This is a genomic window from Eubacterium ruminantium (genome assembly GCF_900167085.1).
Lineage (GTDB): Bacteria > Bacillota > Clostridia > Lachnospirales > Lachnospiraceae > Eubacterium_Q > Eubacterium_Q ruminantium.
In genome coordinates this window covers 1-21512 of record NZ_FUXA01000020.1, presented here as the reverse complement: position 1 = coordinate 21512, position 21512 = coordinate 1, and the positions used below count along the sequence as shown (strand labels likewise).

The window sequence follows — 21512 nt, the reverse complement described above, 5'->3', positions numbered from 1 at the left end:
TGGATAGCCGGGACGACCGCTCTTCTTGTCGTAAGAATACTTTTTTACCTCCTTCGCAATGGTTGTGCGATCACGTCCCAGTTCTTTGCCAATCTCTCCGAAGGAGGCACTCTCCTGGAGTCGCTGGGCTATGATCAAACGATCTTCATATGATAAAAACCTTGACATGGTAGCTCCTTTCCAGCCGCCAGAAATCAAAGTATAACAAAAATGAGACCAACCTTCCAGTCGGCCTCACATGTTTGTAAGGGAGAATCCATACCCCTCTCTTACACCTATAATTATTAACTTGTACTACTCATCCGAGATACTGGGTATGGAATCTCGGATTACAATTGAGGGTTGAGGTGAGGGCAAATAAGGTTGAGGGCAAATAATAATAGTAAAACTATTATTACAAACATGACATATACATGGCGTGTTATATCTGATATGATGGATTTAGAGTATTTGAGATGAATGAGATACTATACCGGTTTTTGTTGGGGAAAGGGTGAAATTAAGGAATGAAGATTGACAGGTTGATCGGAATACTTTCAGTACTTCTGCAGAAGGAAAAAATAACAGCTCCGGAGCTGGCTGCATGTTTTGAGGTTTCAAGACGAACAATTAACAGAGATATAGAAGACCTGTGCAGAGCCGGAATTCCTATACAAACGTCTCAGGGAAGCGGTGGCGGCATAAGTATCATGGAAGGCTACCGCATGGATAGGACTATCCTTACATCGAAGGATATGCAGGTGATACTTGCCGGACTCAGAAGTCTGGACAGTGTCAGCGGAAGCAGCTACTATGGGCAGCTTATGGAGAAGATTCAGACAGGATCTTCAAATTTAGTCAGTGGCAGGGATTCTATATTAATCGATCTTTCGTCATGGTACAAGGGATCACTTGCGCCAAAGATTGAAGTGATTCAGGATGCAATCGAAAATCGAAATCACCTGAAGTTTAAGTATTATGCACCTTCGGGAGAAAGTAAACGTACGATAGAACCGTACTATATCATTTATAAATGGACCAGCTGGTATGTATATGGTTGGTGCCTGAAGAGAAAAGATTTCAGGTTGTTTAAGTTGAATCGAATGGATAAAGTTGCACGGACGGAGGATACATTTATCTGCAGAAATGTGCCTCAGCCTGAACTTTCGGCGGAATCGGCACAACCGAGAGAGATTATTTTGAAAGCGCTTTTTGCTCCGGATATGAAGTGGCGTCTGGTTGAAGAATTCGGACCGGATTGCTATGAGGTAGCTGAAGATGGAAGATTGCTTTTAGAGGAAGAATATTATGAATTGGAAAATATGATCATGTGGCTGCTTACTTTCGGTGACAAGGTGGAAGTGCTTGAACCACAGGTGGCGAGAGAAAGGCTGAGAGATTTGGCCGATGCCATGCGGAAGATGTATAAGGATTGAAAAGAAATAAAATCATGAGTGAGATTGAAATGTGTAGTGAGGGATAAGAGATGCATTTTGTTGATGCTAAGGGAATACTTACAAGTAAAAATGGTATAAATGGAATGAATATATATCGCGGGTGCAGCCATGGGTGTATATACTGCGATAGCAGAAGCAAATGCTATCAGTTCACGCATCCTTTCGAGGATATCGAGGTAAAGCAGAACGCACCGGAGCTTCTTGAGAAGGCGCTTAGATCTAAGAGGAAGAAATGCATGATTGGAACCGGAGCGATGTCGGATCCATATATGCACTGCGAGGAAGCGTTGGGGCTGACAAGGAAGTGTCTGGAGATTATTAGAGATTATGAGTTTGGTCTTGCGATTCAGACTAAGTCAGACCGAATAATGCGTGACATCGACCTACTCGATGAGATTAATCAAAAGGCAAAATGTGTGGTCCAGATGACACTTACGACTTATGATGATGACCTGTGCCGGATACTTGAGCCGAATGTATGTAACACCAAGCGCCGCATCGAGGTTCTTGAAGAAATGCAGAAAAGAGGTATACCTACAATTGTGTGGCTTACACCGATTCTGCCATTTATAAATGATACGGAAGAAAATGTAACTTCCATCCTGAACGAATGTGTGCGTGTGGGTGTGAAAGGAATTATTAATTTTGGAATGGGACTCACGCTACGTGAAGGCGACAGGGAGTATTACTACGCGGCACTTGATAAGCATTTTCCGGGAATGAAGCAGAGATATATTCAGAGATTTGGAAATTCGTATGAAATTCCAAGCCCAAATACAAAAGCTCTGCAGGGAATTCTTCACAGAATATGTAAAGAGAGTGGCATGCTTTCAAATCCGTATGAATGTTTTAAATATCTGAATGAGCTTCCGGATAAGTATCAGCAGATGAGTTTATTTGATAAATCTTTCAGAAGCTGAATTCGGTGAAAGTTGATGAAAAGATTGTATCTTCATCTGCTGGTGGCATACATAATAAAACTGATGATTGGCGTGTAATATATTCAGAAAACCAGAGAGCGTTTATGTGCTCTAAGGTAGTAAAAGAGGAGGATTAGGAAATGATTCGTGATGAAATAATAAAAGAACTATTTAATAAACAGGATATTAAATACAGAGATTTTCAGGCAAAGCTTATTCCATCCAAAACAGCGGATGATATGATAGGAGTCAGAACTCCTGAGCTTAGAAAGTATGCAAAGGAGCTTCTGAAAAGAGAAGATATCGGGGGATTTCTTGAGATACTTCCACATGAATATTTTGATGAGGATCAGCTCCATGCATTTATTATATCTGGCATCAAGGATTATGATAAATGTATGCAGGAGGTTGATAAGTTCCTGCCATTTGTGGATAACTGGGCAACCTGCGACCAGCTTTCTCCTAAGGTTTTTAAGAAGCACCGTACGGAACTGCTAAAGCAGATAAATAAGTGGATTAAATCAAAAGAAACATATACTGTTAGATTCGCTATTAGGATGCTGATGGAGCATTTCATTGATGAGGATTATGATGTTAAATATACTGAAATGGTGGCAAAGATCCGTTCGGATGAATTCTACATAAATATGATGATTGCGTGGTATTTTGCTACAGCTCTTGCAAAGCAGTATGATGCGGTACTTCCGTTTATTGAAGAGAAGAAACTTGATAAATGGACTCATAATAAAGCTATTCAGAAATCTGTGGAGAGTTACCGTATAACACCTGAACAAAAAGAGTATCTAAAAACGTTAAAGATAAAGTATTAAAATAGCGTACAATAAGTGTATGGTGAATTTAAAAGCAACCGGGAATTACAAAAGGGGGATAATTAATTGAATTTTGGATTTTCTTATGTAGGTTTAATTTTTATAGCTATGCTCATTATTCCAAACATTATATGGACAAAGCATAAACCTGAAGGATATGACGAACATAGTAAAAATGAAAATAAGTTTCTCCAGATTATGGAAAGGATAGGAGAAGCGTTTATTTTAGTGCTTATTCTTATTTTCAAAGACTGTAATGTGAGAATTCATTCTTTATGGCTTGGTTGGCTGATCATTGCATTTATCTTTATGATAATTTATGAGTTGTTTTGGGTAAGATATTTTAAGAGCGAGAAGAGGCTGGAAGATATGTATTCTTCTTTTGGCGGTTTTACCATGGCTGGTGCGTCTCTTCCGTTTTTTGCGATTATTTCACTTGGAATATATGCAAGTAATATTTTCATTATCATCAGTGCAATCATTTTTGGTATAGGACATATTGGGATTCATCGTGCTCATAAACGAGAGATATTTGGGAATAATAGTAAGCGTAAAGGCCGTATCGTTAAAGCAATTCTACTGACGCCGGTTTATATAATTGTACTTGCGATAATAGGAATAGTGGCTGTCAGAAATTATAACTTTTTCGTATGTTACATCGATACGGATAATGGTGTGGACGATAGTAAATACATAGATATAAATGGGCAAGAGCAGTTTATTACGATAAGAGGAAGAGATGTGTCTAACCCTGTTATCATTTACCTTCATGGTGGTCCGGGTTCACCTGACAGCGCTATGACATATAAATTTACAAATGAATTAATAGAGGACTATACAGTTGTATGTTGGGATCAGCGAGGATGCGGAAGAACATATGTAAAGAATAAGGATATCGATGAAAAAAATGAAACAGTGACTTTTGACCAGGCGCTTAGTGATCTGGATGTTCTCACAGGGTATCTTAAGGATAGATTTGGGAAAGATAAGATAATCATCATGGGACATTCATATGGTTCAATACTTGGAAGTACATATACATATGAGCATCCTGAGAATGTGGCTGCATATATAGGTATCGGGCAGTTTGTGAATTTTGATTCTTCAACTGAATATGAATATAAAGATGCACTTGAAAAAGCGAAGGCAGCAGGAGATGATACAACCAAACTTACAAATGCTTATGAAGCATATCAAAGAGAGAAGACGGTTGATGCATCTTCTAAAATAAGTGAATATGCAGCTAAATATCATAAGGCTCCACGTCAAAAAAGTACAATCCTCGCGGCAGTATTTTCTCCGACACTTTCAAGCGAAGATGTATTATGGTATAAAAATGTACTCAGCTACGAAAGATTTATGAAGTACTGTGGTAAATTGATGGATTATACGCAGAATGTAAATCTTAGAGAATCACAGACACATTATGATGTTCCGGTTCTTTTTGTTTCCGGAGAATGTGATTGGAACTGCGCGGTTCCGGATATGGTGGATTATGCTAATTTGATTGGTGCGAAATATGAACTGATAGAGGGATGCGGACATTATGCTCATGATGATGCTCCTGAAAAATTTGCTAAAATCGTTAAGGATTTTCTGAAGGAACATTAAATTTAAAGGCGAAGGAGGTAATTCAAATAATTATTGATTATTTGGCTGAGCCGGTAATAGCTGCTTCGCATCGAGAATTTGTTTTGTTTTCGCAGGACCATAAATCTGCGACGGAACATAACTCATGTTGAAGCGCTTACCGTCTTCTCTGCCGTAGCTGTCTTTTTTCTTTTTTGCCGCGTATAACACAGGCGTTCCCAACATACCGGTTTCTTCACATTTGTCGTCCGTTCCGGCGATAACTTTTGCTACGGTTTCTATAGCTTCATCTATGATGGAAGTGTCAGAAAAAGTCTCATGACCACCATATAATTTATCGAATTCAGATTGATGTTCCTTAAAATGAAGGAGATTTTTCATATATTCTACAATGGATGTGGAGTTTGGAAATTCCAGGAGCGTATTTCCATTACAAGCATCTCCCGAATAACATATTCTTGTCTTATGATCGATAAGGACGATTGAACCCTCTGTATGACCTCCGACGTAAACAACTTCTATTTTACGATCACCGAGATCGAATTCATCACCGTCATAGAGAGGATATATTTTTATTGGATTCCAGTCTGTGAAGTTGTCATCAGGAACCATCATTTCACTGATTTCTTTAGGTGCCATATTCTTTGCTGTCTGAAAGATCACTTCTTTTGTAATGCCCACATATGACTTTTGCATGAAACTTATGTCACGATGATGCATATAGCAGTGGTCGAAATGGAAATTACCTCCGACGTGATCGGAATGAGCATGAGTATTTACAAGTATAATAGGTTTTTGAGTAAGTGTCTCACAATAAGCTTTTAAATTTCCTATACCTATAATGGAGTCAATGAGGAGCGAATAATCTTTACCCTCAACAAGATAACAGATAGCCGGTGTCGCATCTCCGAAATTTCTAATCATCCAGCTTTTTTCAGCGATTTCTTCAGAACAAAAATATGCTATTTCAGCCATTAGCAAATCCTCCTTGTGAAAGTTGTTTATGTTGCAGGAATTGAATAATGAAACTGATTTTAGTATAGCATAAGGTTATGATTTTGTACTTATATTAATAATATATATTTTGATATAAAAACCGGATGATACGGAAAAATCAATAAACAGGTGGAAAGCGAAATGTTCCTGTGACATAATGGTGAAAGAGGTGATGCTAATGAATAATTTTGATAAAGATAACAAAAATCGTGGAAATATAATATTGATCGGCATGCCGGCATCCGGAAAAAGTACCGCAGGCGTTATTCTTGCCAAATTGTTGGGGATGAATTTTATAGATACAGACCTTGTAATCCAGCAAAGTGAAGAAAAACTTTTGTGTGACATTATAAAGGAACGCAGTGTAGAAGGATTTCTTGAAGCTGAGGAGAAGGCTGTATTATCCATACATCCATCAAAGGCAGTTATTGCTACAGGCGGATCTGTTGTCTATAGTGAAGCGGGCATGAAATATCTTAGGAGTATCGGAAAGGTTATATATCTAAAAGTTGGAAAAGAAGAACTTTTTAAACGCCTTCACAATATTAAACAAAGAGGTGTCGTATTGAAGGCCGGCGAAACTCCTGAAGAAATGTATGATAATCGATGTGCGTTGTATGAAAAATACGCAGATATAACCATAGACGAGACAAATTCATCTGTTGAAGATACAGTCGAAATGATAGTTCGAATGATATCATAATTTATGGCCGGATTATTTATGGATTAAAACCATTTTAATGACTTACATCTTCTGGCATAAAGGAATTAGACATTATGAAAGCGCCGGCTCTTGATACCGGCGCTTTTAGCGTAATGAAGTATCTATTTGAATTTTTTCAGATATGCTTCAAGGGTGGCTTTGATATCTTCGGGTGAATCGACCATTCCACGGTCAACCCATTTAAATATAACATTCCAGATGGCTCCGATATTGAAGGCTATCAGGTAATCGGGTTCCAGGTCACCAATCATTTGTGCAAATGGATTTTTGGTCATATCCAGAGAATGGTTGTGTTCCGGTATTACTGAATTAAGCTTCTGGAGGAGAAGATGGAGAAGGTTATTCTTATGAAGAAGTTTAAGCAGTTCCCTGTTCTTATCACAGAATTGAAATATTACCGAAAGCGGTCCGTCGTGTGACTCGGTAAGTGCAACTACATATTCATGTATCGCGTTAGTTATAATAGAATCCAGAACATCATCTTTTGAAGAAAAGTTATTATAAAATGTTTTTCTTTCCAGTGGTGTTTCCAGAACTATCTGCTTTACAGATATCTCAGAATAAGAGTGATCCTGCATTAGTTTAAGTAATGCATCGGTGATCTCTTTTTTTGATCTTAATGCAGATGGATTTTGGGAAATATTCATGATTATTCTCGACCTTTCATTTTTAAAACTAATTTCATATAAACTATCGAGATGGATTTTTGACTACTTTTTAATTATTTCTTGAAGCAGATATTGTGGTAAATTACTCATATTTATAAGTTTGTGTATCTTTTCTCATAGGGATTTACCCCTGCCAAGAATTAATGTATCATAGCGGTCAAAAGTACACAAGTGAGTAATTATGATTTTCGATCAAAAGATGAGGTAACGTGCTGTATGAAAGAATATATTTTGATATTGCCTATAATTTTTATATTTCATGATATGGAGGAAGTGGTGGGATTTGGATATTTCTTTAAGAAGAATCCTGATCTATACGATAGATTTCCGAGAGTTATGAAGGCCTATCGGAACTTTAAGACGGAAGGCTTTGTGGCGGCTGTTTATGAAGAGTTTATTCCATTTTTTGGAGTGAGCCTGCTGGCATATTATTTTCCAAATAAGGTGCTTATTTCTATGTGGTACGGACTGTTCCTTGCACTTGCGGGACATTTCATAATTCATATTGGACAAACTATTTATCTAAAGAAATATATCCCAAGTTTTATTACGAGTCTTATATGTTTACCTGTCAGCGTCAGCATACTTCTTAGGTGTACGAGGGTGATGGACTTTGATCTGGTAACTATTCTTACAATTGCTCTGAGTATTATCCTCATGATGTTTAATCTAAAACTGGCTCATAAGCTGGCTCATTTTGTGAATGGTAGAATGCATATTGAAGAAAATGTGATGAGGTAGAGGAAGATGAAAGTCATAATAATAAACGGGAGTCCAAGAAATCAGGGTATTACAGCAACTACATTACATGTGTTGGAAAAGGAACTGCTGGATAGTGGTGTGAAGGTTGACTTTGTGAGTCTTGCTGAGATTGAGATGGCCCACTGTCTGGGATGTTGCTCCTGCTTCATGACCGGACATTGCTGTATACGAGATGATGCAGAGAAGTTATCCGAGCTTATAGCGGAAGCGGATGGAATAATCCTGGGGACACCAACCTATGCAAGTAATGTGTCAGGTCTTATGAAGGATTTTATCGATAGAGGTCATTTTGTTATAGAGCAGTTGTTGCATGGGAAAGCATGTGTTATTGTTGCAACAGGTGAGAACTATGGAAATAAGGATGCGGCAAAGGTTCTTAAAAAACTTGTGATATATTCAGGCGGAAAACTCAGCGGCAGTATAGTTTTTAAAGCGCCATTTAATATCATGGCTACAGAAAAACAAGTGGTTGATCATGGTGGAAAGAATTCTAGAATAGAATACAGAGATTTTAGGAATGACGCGCTAAATCATATTAATAAAAAATGTCGCAAGGCTGCCAGGAAAATGATAAGAGACATGCACAGTGGAAAGGCGCATCCTATGCAAAGTCTGATACATTTTATTGTTCTAAATATAGGAATAAGATCCTTTGTCAGAAAGAAGGGAAAGCTATACCAGGGAGTGATTGATAAGTGGACGAAGTTGGGAATCTATGGTTCATTTCACTTCAGTATGCGGACAACATATGAAGTGGCTTATGGAATATTAGATAGTCTATGTTGTATGAGATTTAAGCATGTTATAATGATTACATCTCATGCAGATCCACAGCATCAGATTGCGGTGGAGAAGGATGTTTGGAAAAGTTAAAAGAAAGAAGGTGACGGGATAATGTATACAAGTGGACAATTTGCGATGATTGGAAATGTAGGAAGAAAAGCTCTTCGCTTATATCGTGAAGAGGAGCTTCTGATTCCTGCTATGCAATGTGAAGAAAATGGATATTACTATTATGACGAATCACAGCTTTCAAAACTTACGACAATAAAACGCCTAAGAAGTATAGGGATTTCTTTATTTGAGATAAAGCAGATTCTAAGTGGAGAAGTATCTGAGGAAGAGATTCTTTCGAGCAAGATTAAAGAAACTGATGACCTGCTAAGAGATATGAAGAAAATGGCCTCAGATAAGAAAATAGATGGAGTAAAAGAAGCGGATAACCTCCCGATAGAACCGGATATCAGACCTTTTGAAAAATGTATCTGTTTATATGTTGATGAAAATGTTGAACTTGAGAAACTTGGGATATCTGTTGGAAAGCTATACGAAGTGGCGGCTCATAAAGGTGTCGAAGTAGCAGGAAGTCATTTTGTAAGATATGATGGATTAATGGATGATGCAAAGTTTGCTATGAAAACCTGTCTTCCGGTTAATGATTATCGTGGTGAGGATACTATAGAATTATTTGAAGAAAGCTGTCTTCATATAAACTTTCAAGGAGGGTTTTCGAAAGTTTCTGATGCGCATAAGATAATGCGCCAGTATGCGGAAGAACATTTAATAGAACTTTCGGACCGAGTATACGAAGTATATAATCAAGATATGTCGGTTGATCTATATTATGTTATATAGGAGTGGGAAAGTTTTTCTGTAAATGAGATATAAGCAGTTTGAATCCATATCGTATGGTTTTGTTGATATGTTGTTATTTAAGGATTATGTAATGTATCCGGCAGAATATTGTTGCATTAAACATGAATAGAATTTGCAGGGGGATAAAGAAAAACATGATTAAATACGGAGAATTTATTACACCGGAAGAATATATGGAATTGCGTAAAATGGTTGGATGGGTTGAGTTCCCCATTGAACAAGCCAGGGCATGTATAGAGAAAGCCTATATGATTCAATGTGTTCGTGATGATGAAAAAGCTATTGGAGTTGTTAGATTGCTTTGGGATGGAGGGTATGTCGCTTTCTTGTCAGATGTTATTGTTGATCCGAAATACCAAGGACAGGGAATAGGCCGCAAACTTGTTGAAGCAAGTATCAGCAAACTGAAAGACGGAATGAAACCCGGTTATAAAGTTAAACTGACTTTGAATTCAGCTAAAGGAAAAGAGTCATTTTATGAAAAATTTGGATTCAGAGTACGCCCTAATGATGATGCTGGACCCGGAATGGATCAATGGCTGATAATGGATGAGGCTTGAATTACAGAATAATCGGAGAAAGAAAAAATGACATACAGTATTAGAAAAGCTGTTCAGGGAGATGAGCAGAGAATTTGTGAATTGTTTATAGAAATGTTACAAACCATCTATCACACAGAAGACGTTCAAGGGTATGAGCCTGGGTATTTACACAGGTATTGGAAAAATGGAGAGGATATTATTCTTGTGGCTGCTGATGATGATGTTATTGCTTACCTTGCAGTCGAAGTCCATCGGGAAGATGTGGATTATATCTATTTGGATGACTTGTCGGTTACTGAAAAAAAACGTGGTAATGGAATCGGGACATCTTTGATTCATAAGGCCGAAGACTATGCAATGGAGCTTGGACTTGAGGATATTCTTTTTCATGTGGAAAAGACTAATACTTCAGCGCTTCGTTTATATGAAAGACTTGGATATAAAATTTTCAGAGACGATGGAAACAGAGTGCTGTTGCAAAACAGGGTTAAAGAGGAGTAGATATACTATTATCACCTGCCATAAAGAATAGATGGTAATAACTGTAGGAACACTTTTTTGAAAAAGGGATGTTAAAATGGAGGGGAATCAAAATGAGAACCGAACGTGAAAAAATGCTTGCAGGGAAGTTGTATGATCCGGGAGATCCGGAATTGCTGCAACTAAGACAAAAGGCACATCGATTGTCTGCAGAATACAATGCGACTTTGGAGACGGATGAAGATACAAGAAAGAAGATCCTGCACGAACTGTTTCCGGATATCGGCGAGGAGGCTTATCTGCAGGGACCAATCCAGGTCGATTACGGTTGTTTTACCAGCATCGGCAAACGAACCTATGCCAATTTTAACCTGACGATCCTCGATACCTGTCCGGTGCAGATCGGCGATGATGTATTTATGGGACCGAATGTATCGATCTTAACACCGCTGCATCCGTTACGGTGGCAGGAGCGGAATACCTACCAGCGGGAAGACGGTGTGCGCACGGACAGGGAATACGGTAGTCCCATAGTGATTGGAAATAACTGCTGGATTGCGGGAAATGTTACGATCTGCGGAGGCGTCACGATCGGTGAGGGCTGTGTGATCGGAGCCGGCAGTGTGGTGACCAGAGATATCCCAGCAAACAGCCTGGCCGCAGGTAATCCGTGCCGCGTGATCCGTGCGATCACGGAAGAGGATCGTATGTGTTGACATCATCATCTGTTATTCATTCGAAAACATTAAGCGAATCGAGTCTCTCCTTAAAAAGCTTCATTACCACATCTATAACTGGTACTGCGACAGGATAGACTTCTATACGCATTCCGGCAATGAAATGCTATTTATAATGATGAGCGAAGATCCTAACGGAACTTATTCAGCCAATTCAAAAGATACCTATGAGAAGTTCAATGCTCTTGTAGGAAATATCGGCAATAAAATGAACTAAGAAATCATAAAAATTGATGAAATGTTTGCGTATTATGCGGGTAAGGGCTGCGATGTTAAAAAAATGGGAGATTATACAGATGAGGAAAATACAGTATAAAAGATTAGATACGGACTGTTTTAACGCTCATTCGCTGGATTCTTTTGTCCGGCATCAGACTGTGACCGAGTGCTGGAGAAAAGTGGATAGGTATATATACTATACATTTTTTTTGGAGAAGATAATTACTCCGATAAATGAGAGAAGCTGTGCAATCAATACACGCACGATCATCATTTCATCTGTTCCACTTTCTGTAGTTATATGAAGCAGATTAGTGGCGATACAGTTATTGAAGAAATGGTCGGCCATTCCTGCATATAAGCTGCCGGTCATTCTATACAGAAGCCCCCACTTTATACCCATCATTCCTGCAAGGATGATATATCCAACACCGAGTCCGATAAATGCACCGATACCGATATCGCCGTCGAGCAAATTGTGAAGAGGTGTTACTATATGCCATACTCCGAAGAGGAGTGCCTGGAAAAGGAGTGCAAACTTTGGAGAATGATTGGTAGCAATCAATTTATTAAAAAGTCCTCTGAAAGTTCCTTCTTCCATGATTACGTTTATTATATTGAAGAAAATGCACATAAGGATAAAACCGATTCCGGTATGGATTTCTGCATCTCCGGTAAGCGAGAACCCTGTAGTAAAGATACCGAAACTAACATTGTGTCCTTGGCTCTTGAGAATGATAACTTCTACGCTATAAGCAATTGCAAATGAAACCAAAGCGAGAAGAAGACCAAGGCTGATGTTCTTTAATCCGTAGCCTGTAATGAGCCCCTTCTTAAATCCTATATCTTCACCTTTCCAGTTGATAAGCTTCAGAATAAAAACTATCATGATTATTCCGAATACTTTGTTGATGAAGTTTTCGCCGAGTACAGTTTCATCCATTCGAAGGAAGATGGCTTCGAACCCGTGAACAAGAATTAATACTGTAAATATAATAAGGCAAGATTTAACTGCGTTATTTTTGATTCTTTCTGACATATATTTTAATCTCCTGTGTAAATCTGTAGCGAGTAATTAACTTGTTACCTGCGTCTGAGGATATATTACAGTATTACAAAGAATAGTTCTTTATATGATTCTTCTGTATTTCTAAATTGATTCTTAAATGTAAATATTCATGGTCTTCATACCCACAAAAAAGTGGGTAATGTTCAATTCCTGGAAAATGCGATATTCTTCCGTTAATACATAGAAGAATTTGTAATTCATTTGCAGGAGGAGAATCAAGGTGAAAAAGGAGATTATTACTGAGAATAATAATGAGCGAATAAAAGAAGCGTTACTACTGATTGATATTCAGGATATTTATTTCACGCCGGGGCCGATGCTGCTGCATAATCCAAGGTGTGCAGCCAAGAATGCTGCGCGGGTTTTGGAGAAGTTCAGATCAGAGGATAAAACTGTAATCCATGTCCAGCATAACTTCAAGGTTCTAGCAGGAATTCATAGTCTTGTGAAACCGATAGAAGGAGAGAAGATAATTCATAAGGAATACCCGAGTTCATTTCTCGGAACTGATCTTCGTAAGTATTTGCTGGAGAACGAGATTACAGACATAGTGGTTGCCGGGATGATGTCCCACATGTGTGTAGATACAACAGTTAGAGCTTGTCAGGACTATGGATATAATGTTACTTTAATAGATGATGCTTGTACTACTATGTCGCTTAAACATGATGGGAAAAAGATAGATGCTGAGACGGTACATGCTGTATATATGGCATCACTTGCTGATGGCTTCGCAAATGTAATTAAAACGGAGAAATATCTATGAAGATAAGAGATGACTACACTTGCCCGCTTGAAATAGTTCATGACATTATAAAGGGCAAATGGAAAACTATAATCTTGTATCAGATGAAGGACGGCCCAAAGGGGCTTGCCGAACTGGAGCGTGAGATTGAAGGCATTACGCAGAAGATGCTTCTTGAACAATTGAAGGAACTTATTGAATTCGGTCTAGTGGAAAAGAAGTCCTTTGACGGATATCCCCTTCGAGTTGAATATTCGATAACCGAGAGGCGTGGACGAAAGATGATTGCGGCCATAGATATCATGCAGATGGTAGGGGTTGATTATATGATTGAAAATGGAATGACTGACGCACTTATTAATAAGGGAATACTATCTGAAAATGAATTATGCAGGCTAGTGAAGGAAGCAGCTGAAGGAAATGATCCGTTGGTAGATAAGAAGGGGGAATAGACGGAAATGCCAGATAAGAAAGCATTTATAATTATTGATCTTCAGAAGGATTATCTGTGGGACAAAAGAAAAGATATGTTTACTTATGACACAGAAAAGCTTGTGGGAAATGTAAATAGAGCCATAGTTTCTTATAAGGAAGAGGGCTACGATATCATTTACATCAAGCACATTTTGCCTAAGGTGATGTGGGGAGTTGGCTTTTCGATTAAGGGAACTGAAGGAGCAGAGCTTTACGAAGGACTGGATATAGTTTCCGACCTATGTTTTGAGAAGAACCGTTCAGACTCCTACACTTCAAAAGCCTTTCGAGAACATATGGAAAAGACAGGATATAGTGAGGTTATCCTTTCAGGACTTGATGAATGTGGCTGTGTGGGAGCTACAGCAAAGGGGGCAGTAAAGACAGGAATCAAGGTGAAAATGCTGGGAGAATGTATCGGCAGCAGATTTCCAGAAGGGAAAGTCCAAAACATGAGACAGCGGTTAACAGCATTAGGAGTAGAATACTTATGAGAATGCTGAATACAACAGTTGCGATTATATATTGGAAATAATGTGTTGACAGATAAAAAAATGAAGAGTATCTTAAGAACATCTTTTTAAAAATCTAGGAGTTATATTACATGCGTAGATCAGTTCTCGCAACTTCACATGTTACATCACGTAGATCATCTCTAGTCAGACTAGTGTATGGTTTTAATTTGATATGTGAAAGTTCGGGAATTAGAGAAGTGTAATATTTTATATAATTTATTTTATATATTAGTATTTTCAAACCACCTATCTAATTCGGATAGGTGGTTTTTTGATTACAAGAGGAGGAAATGAATATGATACTAAGAAATTATAAGAAAGAAGATTCGCCAATAATTGCCACATGGCTGAGAACGGAAGAAGAGCTGTATAAGTGGTCGTCTGACAGATTTAATAAATTTCCTCTGGAAGAAAACGATATAGAAGAAAACTATGCACCTCAATTAGAAGCAGGAAGATTCTTCCCACTTACAGCAGAGGATGAAGAGGGAAATGTTATAGGACATTTTATTATAAGATACCCAAGAGAAGATGATGACAGCAGTGTAAGATTCGGATTCGTTGTAGTTGATCCCAAGCTTCGTGGAAAAGGCTATGGAAAAGAGATGCTCCTTCTGGGAGTAGAGTACGTAAAAGAAAATTTATTTGTCAAAAGGATTGATCTTGGAGTATTTGATAATAATGAAAGTGCAAAGCACTGCTACGAAGCAGTTGGCTTTAAAGAATACGCTATAAGAGACTGTGAACTGCCAATTGGAAAATGGAAATGTATAGATATGGAGATGTTTATATAGATAAGGAGCAGTTTATAAATGAGTAAAGATTTTGATATAAGACAAATCTCAATTACCGAAACAATAGTTTAAATGATGAGATTCCTGCAGGAGAATGAAAACAGGATTAAAGTTATAGATATAGGTGGATTGAGAGATTAGGATTCGAGAGACATTGAGTATAGTTAAGAATGGAGGTATAAGGTTATGATTATAAAAGATATAGATGATGGAAAGTCTTTTGATTGGGGCAAGACATCAAAGGATTATGCGAAGTATAGAGATATATACCCACAGGAGTTCTACGATTACATTTTAAATCTCGGACTTTGCAAGGATGGTCAGAAGGTCCTGGATATTGGAACAGGAACCGGTGTACTTCCAAGAAATATGTATAAGTATGGAGCTACATGGGTTGGAACTGATATAGCTGAGAATCAGATTCAGCAGGCAAAAGCCCTTGCTGGTGAATCGGGAATGAATATAGAGTTCTTTGCATCCAAAGCGGAGGATGTGTCATTTCCGGAGGAGACATTTGATGTTATCACAGCCTGCCAGTGTATCTGGTATCTGAACCATGATGTAACTGCTCCTCAGTTTGCAAAGATGTTAAAACCGGGCGGACACTTTCTGATTCTCTATATGGGATGGCTTCCGTATGAAGACAAGATTGCCGGAAAGAGCGAAGAGATAATACTTAAGTATAATCCAGTATGGAATGCATATGGTGACACGGTTCATCCGGTATGGGTACCTGATCAGTATCTGAATCATTTTGATTTATTATCTCAGAATGAGTTCAGGGTTGATATTCCATTTACAAGAGAGGGCTGGCACGGAAGGATGCGAGCAAGCAGAGGTGTAGGAGCAGGTATGGGGCCAGAAGAACTTGCAGCCTGGGATAAGGAACATATGCAGATGATGATGGAAAATGCACCAGAAAGATTTATGGTGAAGCATTATGTATCGATTGCAGATCTGAAGGTGAAAAAATAATGATTCGTCCCAAGTACAGTTATTAGATATGAGACATTTAATCTGTGGGTAGAGGTTAATTGGTTAAGAGTTAGATGGAGGAAAGATATGGTACTTGAAGAATTTAGCAAGGAAAAAGATTCGATAATCAATCCTTGGAACTTTATAGAAAAATTGCCAGGTGTTCCGAAGGTGGCTATAAGCTGCTATTCATTTGTGACATTTGACAGGATGCTGGCAGATCGAATCACACAGGAGAAAATGTAATGAAGGACGAATTATTTGCAAATTATAAAACTCTTGAGTCAGATCGACTATCACTGAGACCGATAACGCTTGATGATACTTCTGATCTTTTCGAGATATATTCGAATAAAGAGGTTATGCTATATTTCGATGACCGAGAAGCTTTTAAGGATATAAGTGAAGCAGAAAAGATGGCGAAGGATTATGTTGAAGCCTTAAAAAATAAATGGTCTATGCGTTGGGGGATAGTTCTAAAAGAAACCGGTAAGCTTATTGGAACTTGCGGCTTTCATGCTATATCTGATTATGATAAGAGGATAGAAATTGGTTATGATCTTAACAGAGATTATTGGGGAAACAAGGTGATGAAAGAAGCACTTTCCATGATCATCAGTTTTGCTTTTGAGAATTCTGATGTGAACAGGATTGAGGCATTTGTTGAACCACCTAATACAGCGTCTCATATGTTACTTGAAAGGCTTGGCTTTGTCATGGAAGGAACTCTTCGTAAGCATGAAATGTGTCGAGGGGAATTAATAGATATTGAGATACTTAGCCTATTAAGAGAGTGACGATGTAAGTGGATGAAAATGCTTTATGAAGAGTAAAGAAACTGCAGGATTATATAACAGAAAATATGTATACCTGTACCAATGAGATACTTCTGCAGTTGGGTTCAGCGTACAGTGCTGGTGGAGAGATGACAGAGAATATTGATAAAGCAGGCGGTTCAGGAACAGGAGCCTTTGTAGAAGAGGCAATTAAAATATTTGTTAGTCACTCAGAACTTGTTTAAGTAATATGATATAAACAAGTTCTTGAATTTCTTTAAGTAATTGGACAAGGTTTTTATAAGAATTATATTCTCTACTTTACGTAGGTGGTTTATAGAAGTACGATGTCATACAATATGTTCATGGAGGTAAGAAATATGAACCAATATGTAACAGGTACGGTTATAAAAGAACTGCGTGAAAAGAACAAGTTAACACAGCAGGCTCTGGCAGAGAAGCTTGGAGTAAGTGATAAGACAGTGTCTAAGTGGGAGACCGCAAAGGGATATCCTGACATAACACTTATTGAGCCAATTGCAGAAACATTCGGAATATCAGTTACGGAGCTGATATCAGGTAATGCTGTAACTAATGCAAATGTATCTGCCAATATGCTTCGTTCTAAGTTTTATGTATGTCCAGTATGTGGAAATGTAATTCATAGCATAGGGGAGTCAGTGATCAGTTGTCATGGTGTACAGCTTACTCCGCTTGAAGCTGAACCTACAGATGAAGAACATATGATCTTTATAGAGCGAGTAGAGGATGAGTACTTTGTAAGACTTGATCATAGTATGACAAAGGGACATTACATATCCTTTATGGCAGCAGTGACATCAAATGATATCCAACTGGTTAAGCTATATCCGGAAGGAGATGCCCAGGCACGATTTAAAATCAGAGGAGTAAAGAAGATTTTCTTCTATTGCAATCATGATGGCCTATATTATATCGATGTAGTAAAAGGCGTAGATGACAAAGAAAGTGGTTACGACAATTACAAAGAGAGAAAAGAATTAGAAGAAGCTGCGAAGCGACTATTTGGTTAAATTCTTTAGATATAAAGATAAATAATCAGAATAATTTCAGATTGTCCTTGACAAAATCGACACACGTGTCTAAAATCTAAAATCAGAAAAAACGACACGAGTGTCGGTTTTTCTGATTTGCGAAAAATTTGGGAAATAAAATATAGAGGTGGAACATGGGTATCAAGGGAGAAAAAACAAGAGAAAATATATTGGATGTATCGTATTCTCTTTTTGCAGAGAAGGGTTTTAAACAGGTAACAATGAAAGATGTATGTGAAACGGTTGGTATGAGCAGAGGCGGTCTTTATAGTCATTTTTCAAGTACAAGTCAGATCTTTGAGGCAATACTTGAAAAGATAACCGAAAAGGATGCCCTGGATTTTGAGAGCGAGATAAAGAAAGGAATACCGGCTGTTCAAATTCTGGATAAAGCATTATCGCTGCTTAAAAGTGAGATGAAGCATCCGGAAGATTCTCTTGGTATTGCAATATATGAATATGCCCAGACAGTTGACTCTGATGTGATGGAAGAGATGAACAAATCCGGTGAAAAGAGGTGGGCAAAGCTAATCCGCTACGGGATTAAAACAGGAGAGTTTAATGATGTAAATGTAAATGAGATAGTAAATATAATTTTATATTCATATCAGGGTGTTCGAATGTGGAGCAGGATAATACCTATGAAACAGAAAACATTTAATTCAATATTGGACAATATAAAGAGGCAGTTGACCGAACGTTAAAATTGATAAGGGAACAAGTGAAGGACCGGAAATTCAATTGCTGATAAAGCAGAATAAGAACCGGTAGGGATTTAATTGATAGGAGGATGATCATGATAACACTTAAAAGACCAACAAAAGAATATGAAGAACAGGCTATAGCTTTTAAAAAGGAGTTTTTTGATAATGGTGAATTAACTATAAATGGAAGTGAATTGCTTGATCAGATGGATTCTTACGATGAGTGGCTGAAGTCGGTTACTGATAATATGTCTCCTGAGACAGTGAATCCATCCTGGGTAGTAACCGATACATATTTTGCATTTGATGATAATGAAAAAATAGTTGGAATTATAGACCTGCGTTATGAATTAAATGATTTTCTGAAGGATTTTGGCAACAGTGGATATAGCGTCAGACCTTCAGAAAGAAAGAAGGGCTATGCAACAGAAATGCTTCGCCTTATCATGCAGAGGGCGGCTGAGATAGGAATGGATCGCCTTCAGCTTTCCGTGGAAAGATCCAATGAGCCATCCATAAAAACCATAGTTAAAAATGGCGGAAAGTATGAGAGAAGCTTTACATTTGAAGGCGAAGAAGCAGATGTGTATATAATAAAGCTTATTTGAATCTACTTCTGAAGAGGTTTATACGGAATCAATTATTTATTTTACAAGCATGGATTGGGTAAAGTTCTCTCTTGATAAAATATTAATCTGGGATGATTGTCGGAGTACCATCAATGGTGTATGTCACGGCATTCTTTCCGTGATTTTTAGAATAGTAGAGGTTCTTATCTGCCTCTACTAAAGTAGCCTGTGATAAACGGCCTGTTGAGACACCCAGACTTATAGTGACACCATCCATAAAGTCCCACTGCTGCCATTGAAAATCGCGTCTTATATTTTGAGCTATTCGTAATGCCATTGAAGGATCCGGATCATATACGATCATGACAAACTCCTCGCCACCATAGCGAAAACTTCTGTTTTTGCTGCTTTGCATAACCTTAAGTAAGGTGCCAAGGCGCTTTAATACAACATCTCCCTTATCATGACCATATGTATCATTAACTTTTTTGAAGTTATCTATATCCATCATGATAAATGATACATTTTTTGAAGCGCGAAATCCTGTAAAAAGACTGTAATTAAGTTTTCTTCTATTGCCGACACCGGTAAGAGGATCTCTTAAACTGTGTGAGATGATCAATATTATAATTAAAAGGATTGTGATTACGATTATGATTTCCAGGAGACGGAGTTTGGTTTTATGGCGAGCTTCTTTCAGTGATTCATTAAGCTCGGCCTGTTCACTGATTCCGTTCTCTAAAGGCTCAGTAATAAGAGCTGCATAGTCATTACTTTGTGTTTCAACAATGCGCTTATAATTGTCAAGTATACGATTATTTATTTCTGCATTAGTATTTTCAGAAAGGTTGAAGCCACCTTCTGATATTTCGGTAAGGATTTGCTGTTCTTTCTTGGTATATCCGAATTTGTTGCTGGCGGTTCTGTATTCTGTCAGATAGAGTATGAGCTTTTCTTCATCACCTTTTTGAGCAGCCAGTTTGCATGCTATGTCATAATAAGGTAGTACAAAATCGCGTGTTATAATATCGGCATATATAGGTGATGAGAAAAATTCACTGTCTTTATTTTTATCCAGAAGAGATGCTGCGGCATCGTAGTTGCCTTCAGCATAAAAGATAGAAGCATAAACCATATCATTTATAGCAATATAGGATGGAGCCCATAATGCGTCACTGTTTTCAGATAGAATTGATGTTGATATATCAATCATCTGTCTGGCGTCGTCTAAGTTTCCGTCATATATCTTCATGATAGCTTCCATTCTGTAGGAATAAGATTTAACCTGAGGATCCTGTATATCTTCCAATGGACAGAACTCAGATGCTTTATTTACATATAATTTTGCTTGCTTAAGATTACAATCGGTCAGATAATAGTTGGCAATATCTTCATATATATTGACGGCTATTGATTTGTCTTCAGCTTTATTTAAATAGTAAAGGGCATTTCCAAGAGAGTGATAAAAATTGAGTGTATCCTCTCGGAAATTATAGATTTGAGCAATACGCTCATATAAATGTCCTTTGTCATAGTCAGTTATATAAGGGAGTTCGAGAAGCTCATTTAATTCAGATAAATAAGTATCATAGGAGTCTTCTTCATAGCTCAGATTGCTATTGATGTAAGAATCGATACGTTCGTGTGTACGTCGAGCGACAGACTTTTTATATGGTATCACCAAAAGAAAATACGCCAAAGTAAATATGGCGATAACAGATAAAACCGGTATGATTCTTTTTAAAACGGTTTTTCTCTTCATAGGCACTCACCACAATTTTTTTATATAATAATTTTACTATATTTTTACTAAAAAGTAAATTGACATGAAAGAAGTATTGAGACAATTTTAGCATTAAAAATCAACTTTGCCGTATTGAAGATATTGTGCAAATTTAAAGAGATGTGAGACATATGTTAAGGTGAATAGAGTAAAGTTTTTGTCAGTTTAATAAAAAAATAAAGAGAGAGTATCAAGCCTCTTTGATATAATGATTTTGACCAAAAAACCCAAAACAAGGAGGAAGATACTCTCATGAACATTGTAGCACTATTGGAAGGATTAGTTAATAGTTTAGTTGAGGCTGAAGAAAGATTTTTGAAAGACCCTATGGATTTCAGATCCCTGGAAGTATCAGCTAAGGCATCTACTGAGGCATTTGCTGCCGGATTTCTTGGTGAAGTGCTTTCAAGTGTTAATAAACATATATCAGAAAGCGATTGGCGAAAAGGCAGATACACCATTGCCAGAAATGATA

Annotated in this window: 28 protein-coding genes and 1 pseudogene; 24 read left to right on the top strand and 5 right to left on the bottom strand. The window is 37.7% G+C overall.

What is annotated here, in order from left to right:
- The coding region (locus tag B5D25_RS11915; protein WP_143405146.1) for a helix-turn-helix domain-containing protein at positions 1 to 168 on the bottom strand (168 nt) is incomplete at its 3' end.
- A gap of 338 nt (positions 169 to 506) precedes the next feature.
- On the opposite strand from B5D25_RS11915, the gene B5D25_RS11910 reads away from it, so the two are divergent.
- The 5 genes from B5D25_RS11910 (at position 507) to B5D25_RS13260 (ending at position 4797) form a co-directional block, all read left to right on the top strand.
- Complete coding sequence (locus tag B5D25_RS11910) at positions 507 to 1415, top strand: helix-turn-helix transcriptional regulator (RefSeq protein WP_078788190.1); 909 nt, start codon at positions 507 to 509, stop codon at positions 1413 to 1415.
- A gap of 50 nt (positions 1416 to 1465) precedes the next feature.
- Positions 1466 to 2356, top strand: a complete 891-nt coding sequence (locus tag B5D25_RS11905; RefSeq protein ID WP_078788189.1) for an SPL family radical SAM protein — start codon at positions 1466 to 1468, stop codon at positions 2354 to 2356.
- 5 nt (positions 2357 to 2361) lie between these two features.
- A complete protein-coding gene (locus B5D25_RS13205; RefSeq protein WP_278286121.1) occupies positions 2362 to 2493 on the top strand; it encodes a hypothetical protein in 132 nt (43 codons plus the stop codon).
- A 3-nt stretch (positions 2494 to 2496) separates the two neighbouring features.
- Complete coding sequence (locus B5D25_RS11900; protein WP_078788188.1) at positions 2497 to 3186, top strand: DNA alkylation repair protein; 690 nt, start codon at positions 2497 to 2499, stop codon at positions 3184 to 3186.
- A 66-nt stretch (positions 3187 to 3252) separates the two neighbouring features.
- The gene (locus B5D25_RS13260) at positions 3253 to 4797 is read left to right on the top strand and encodes an alpha/beta fold hydrolase (RefSeq protein ID WP_078788187.1); all 1545 of its coding nucleotides are present in this window, start codon (positions 3253 to 3255) and stop codon (positions 4795 to 4797) included.
- Between the two features lie 30 nt (positions 4798 to 4827).
- On the opposite strand, the gene B5D25_RS11890 is transcribed toward B5D25_RS13260, so the two are convergent.
- Complete coding sequence (locus tag B5D25_RS11890; protein ID WP_078788186.1) at positions 4828 to 5751, bottom strand: MBL fold metallo-hydrolase; 924 nt, start codon at positions 5749 to 5751, stop codon at positions 4828 to 4830.
- Between the two features lie 199 nt (positions 5752 to 5950).
- Here B5D25_RS11890 and B5D25_RS11885 point away from each other — a divergent pair, with 199 nt between their 5' ends.
- The gene (locus tag B5D25_RS11885; RefSeq protein WP_078788185.1) at positions 5951 to 6475 is read left to right on the top strand and encodes a shikimate kinase; all 525 of its coding nucleotides are present in this window, start codon (positions 5951 to 5953) and stop codon (positions 6473 to 6475) included.
- A gap of 122 nt (positions 6476 to 6597) precedes the next feature.
- Here the strand turns inward: B5D25_RS11885 and B5D25_RS11880 are convergent, their stop codons facing one another.
- Positions 6598 to 7143 (bottom strand): TetR/AcrR family transcriptional regulator, encoded by a 546-nt coding sequence (locus B5D25_RS11880; protein ID WP_078788184.1) that lies wholly within the window; start codon positions 7141 to 7143, stop codon positions 6598 to 6600.
- 237 nt (positions 7144 to 7380) lie between these two features.
- Between B5D25_RS11880 and B5D25_RS11875 the strand changes: the two genes are divergently transcribed.
- The 6 genes from B5D25_RS11875 to B5D25_RS11850 all read left to right on the top strand — a co-directional run bounded on the left by B5D25_RS11875 (position 7381) and on the right by B5D25_RS11850 (position 11320).
- Complete coding sequence (locus tag B5D25_RS11875) at positions 7381 to 7905, top strand: HXXEE domain-containing protein (RefSeq protein WP_078788183.1); 525 nt, start codon at positions 7381 to 7383, stop codon at positions 7903 to 7905.
- 6 nt (positions 7906 to 7911) lie between these two features.
- Positions 7912 to 8799 (top strand): flavodoxin family protein, encoded by an 888-nt coding sequence (locus B5D25_RS11870; protein ID WP_078788182.1) that lies wholly within the window; start codon positions 7912 to 7914, stop codon positions 8797 to 8799.
- Between the two features lie 21 nt (positions 8800 to 8820).
- The gene (locus tag B5D25_RS11865; RefSeq protein ID WP_078788181.1) at positions 8821 to 9561 is read left to right on the top strand and encodes a MerR family transcriptional regulator; all 741 of its coding nucleotides are present in this window, start codon (positions 8821 to 8823) and stop codon (positions 9559 to 9561) included.
- Positions 9562 to 9716: 155 nt separating this feature from the next.
- Positions 9717 to 10142: a GNAT family N-acetyltransferase gene (locus tag B5D25_RS11860; protein ID WP_159444174.1), complete on the top strand. Its 426-nt coding sequence runs from the start codon at positions 9717 to 9719 to the stop codon at positions 10140 to 10142.
- 27 nt (positions 10143 to 10169) lie between these two features.
- Positions 10170 to 10625 (top strand): GNAT family N-acetyltransferase, encoded by a 456-nt coding sequence (locus tag B5D25_RS11855; protein WP_078788179.1) that lies wholly within the window; start codon positions 10170 to 10172, stop codon positions 10623 to 10625.
- Positions 10626 to 10717: 92 nt separating this feature from the next.
- On the top strand, positions 10718 to 11320 hold the full coding sequence (locus B5D25_RS11850) for a sugar O-acetyltransferase (RefSeq protein WP_078788178.1): 603 nt from the start codon (positions 10718 to 10720) through the stop codon (positions 11318 to 11320).
- Between the two features lie 436 nt (positions 11321 to 11756).
- Here the strand turns inward: B5D25_RS11850 and B5D25_RS11845 are convergent, their stop codons facing one another.
- A complete protein-coding gene (locus tag B5D25_RS11845) occupies positions 11757 to 12599 on the bottom strand; it encodes a CPBP family intramembrane glutamic endopeptidase (protein WP_078788177.1) in 843 nt (280 codons plus the stop codon).
- Positions 12600 to 12849: 250 nt separating this feature from the next.
- On the opposite strand from B5D25_RS11845, the gene B5D25_RS11840 reads away from it, so the two are divergent.
- From B5D25_RS11840 to B5D25_RS11795, 11 genes and pseudogenes are all read left to right on the top strand, one after another.
- Positions 12850 to 13395 (top strand): cysteine hydrolase family protein, encoded by a 546-nt coding sequence (locus tag B5D25_RS11840; RefSeq protein WP_242870261.1) that lies wholly within the window; start codon positions 12850 to 12852, stop codon positions 13393 to 13395.
- Positions 13392 to 13745, top strand: a pseudogene (locus B5D25_RS11835) (winged helix-turn-helix transcriptional regulator); the annotation flags it as partial. The gene B5D25_RS11840 and the pseudogene B5D25_RS11835, both read left to right, overlap by 4 nt.
- An 87-nt stretch (positions 13746 to 13832) precedes the next feature.
- Positions 13833 to 14342: a cysteine hydrolase family protein gene (locus B5D25_RS11830; protein ID WP_078788175.1), complete on the top strand. Its 510-nt coding sequence runs from the start codon at positions 13833 to 13835 to the stop codon at positions 14340 to 14342.
- Positions 14343 to 14659: 317 nt separating this feature from the next.
- The gene (locus B5D25_RS11825) at positions 14660 to 15157 is read left to right on the top strand and encodes a GNAT family N-acetyltransferase (RefSeq protein ID WP_159444173.1); all 498 of its coding nucleotides are present in this window, start codon (positions 14660 to 14662) and stop codon (positions 15155 to 15157) included.
- Positions 15158 to 15343: 186 nt separating this feature from the next.
- Positions 15344 to 16132: a class I SAM-dependent methyltransferase gene (locus B5D25_RS11820; protein WP_078788173.1), complete on the top strand. Its 789-nt coding sequence runs from the start codon at positions 15344 to 15346 to the stop codon at positions 16130 to 16132.
- An 87-nt stretch (positions 16133 to 16219) separates the two neighbouring features.
- A complete protein-coding gene (locus tag B5D25_RS12930) occupies positions 16220 to 16378 on the top strand; it encodes a hypothetical protein (protein WP_159444172.1) in 159 nt (52 codons plus the stop codon).
- Entirely contained in the window at positions 16378 to 16929 is a 552-nt protein-coding gene (locus B5D25_RS11815) for a GNAT family N-acetyltransferase (RefSeq protein WP_078788172.1), read from the top strand. Before B5D25_RS12930 ends, B5D25_RS11815 begins: the two co-directional genes overlap by 1 nt.
- A gap of 41 nt (positions 16930 to 16970) precedes the next feature.
- The gene (locus tag B5D25_RS11810) at positions 16971 to 17153 is read left to right on the top strand and encodes a TipAS antibiotic-recognition domain-containing protein (protein ID WP_341443644.1); all 183 of its coding nucleotides are present in this window, start codon (positions 16971 to 16973) and stop codon (positions 17151 to 17153) included.
- Positions 17154 to 17288: 135 nt separating this feature from the next.
- Positions 17289 to 17960 (top strand): helix-turn-helix domain-containing protein, encoded by a 672-nt coding sequence (locus B5D25_RS11805; RefSeq protein WP_078788170.1) that lies wholly within the window; start codon positions 17289 to 17291, stop codon positions 17958 to 17960.
- 155 nt (positions 17961 to 18115) lie between these two features.
- Positions 18116 to 18685, top strand: coding sequence for a TetR/AcrR family transcriptional regulator (locus B5D25_RS11800; protein WP_078788169.1), 570 nt, complete (start codon positions 18116 to 18118; stop codon positions 18683 to 18685).
- A gap of 92 nt (positions 18686 to 18777) precedes the next feature.
- Complete coding sequence (locus B5D25_RS11795) at positions 18778 to 19293, top strand: GNAT family N-acetyltransferase (RefSeq protein ID WP_090168711.1); 516 nt, start codon at positions 18778 to 18780, stop codon at positions 19291 to 19293.
- Between the two features lie 82 nt (positions 19294 to 19375).
- Here the strand turns inward: B5D25_RS11795 and B5D25_RS11790 are convergent, their stop codons facing one another.
- Positions 19376 to 21016: a GGDEF domain-containing protein gene (locus B5D25_RS11790; protein WP_078788167.1), complete on the bottom strand. Its 1641-nt coding sequence runs from the start codon at positions 21014 to 21016 to the stop codon at positions 19376 to 19378.
- A gap of 273 nt (positions 21017 to 21289) precedes the next feature.
- Between B5D25_RS11790 and B5D25_RS11785 the strand changes: the two genes are divergently transcribed.
- Positions 21290 to 21512 (top strand): hypothetical protein (locus tag B5D25_RS11785; protein ID WP_341465083.1); only part of this gene is annotated, 223 nt, incomplete at its 3' end.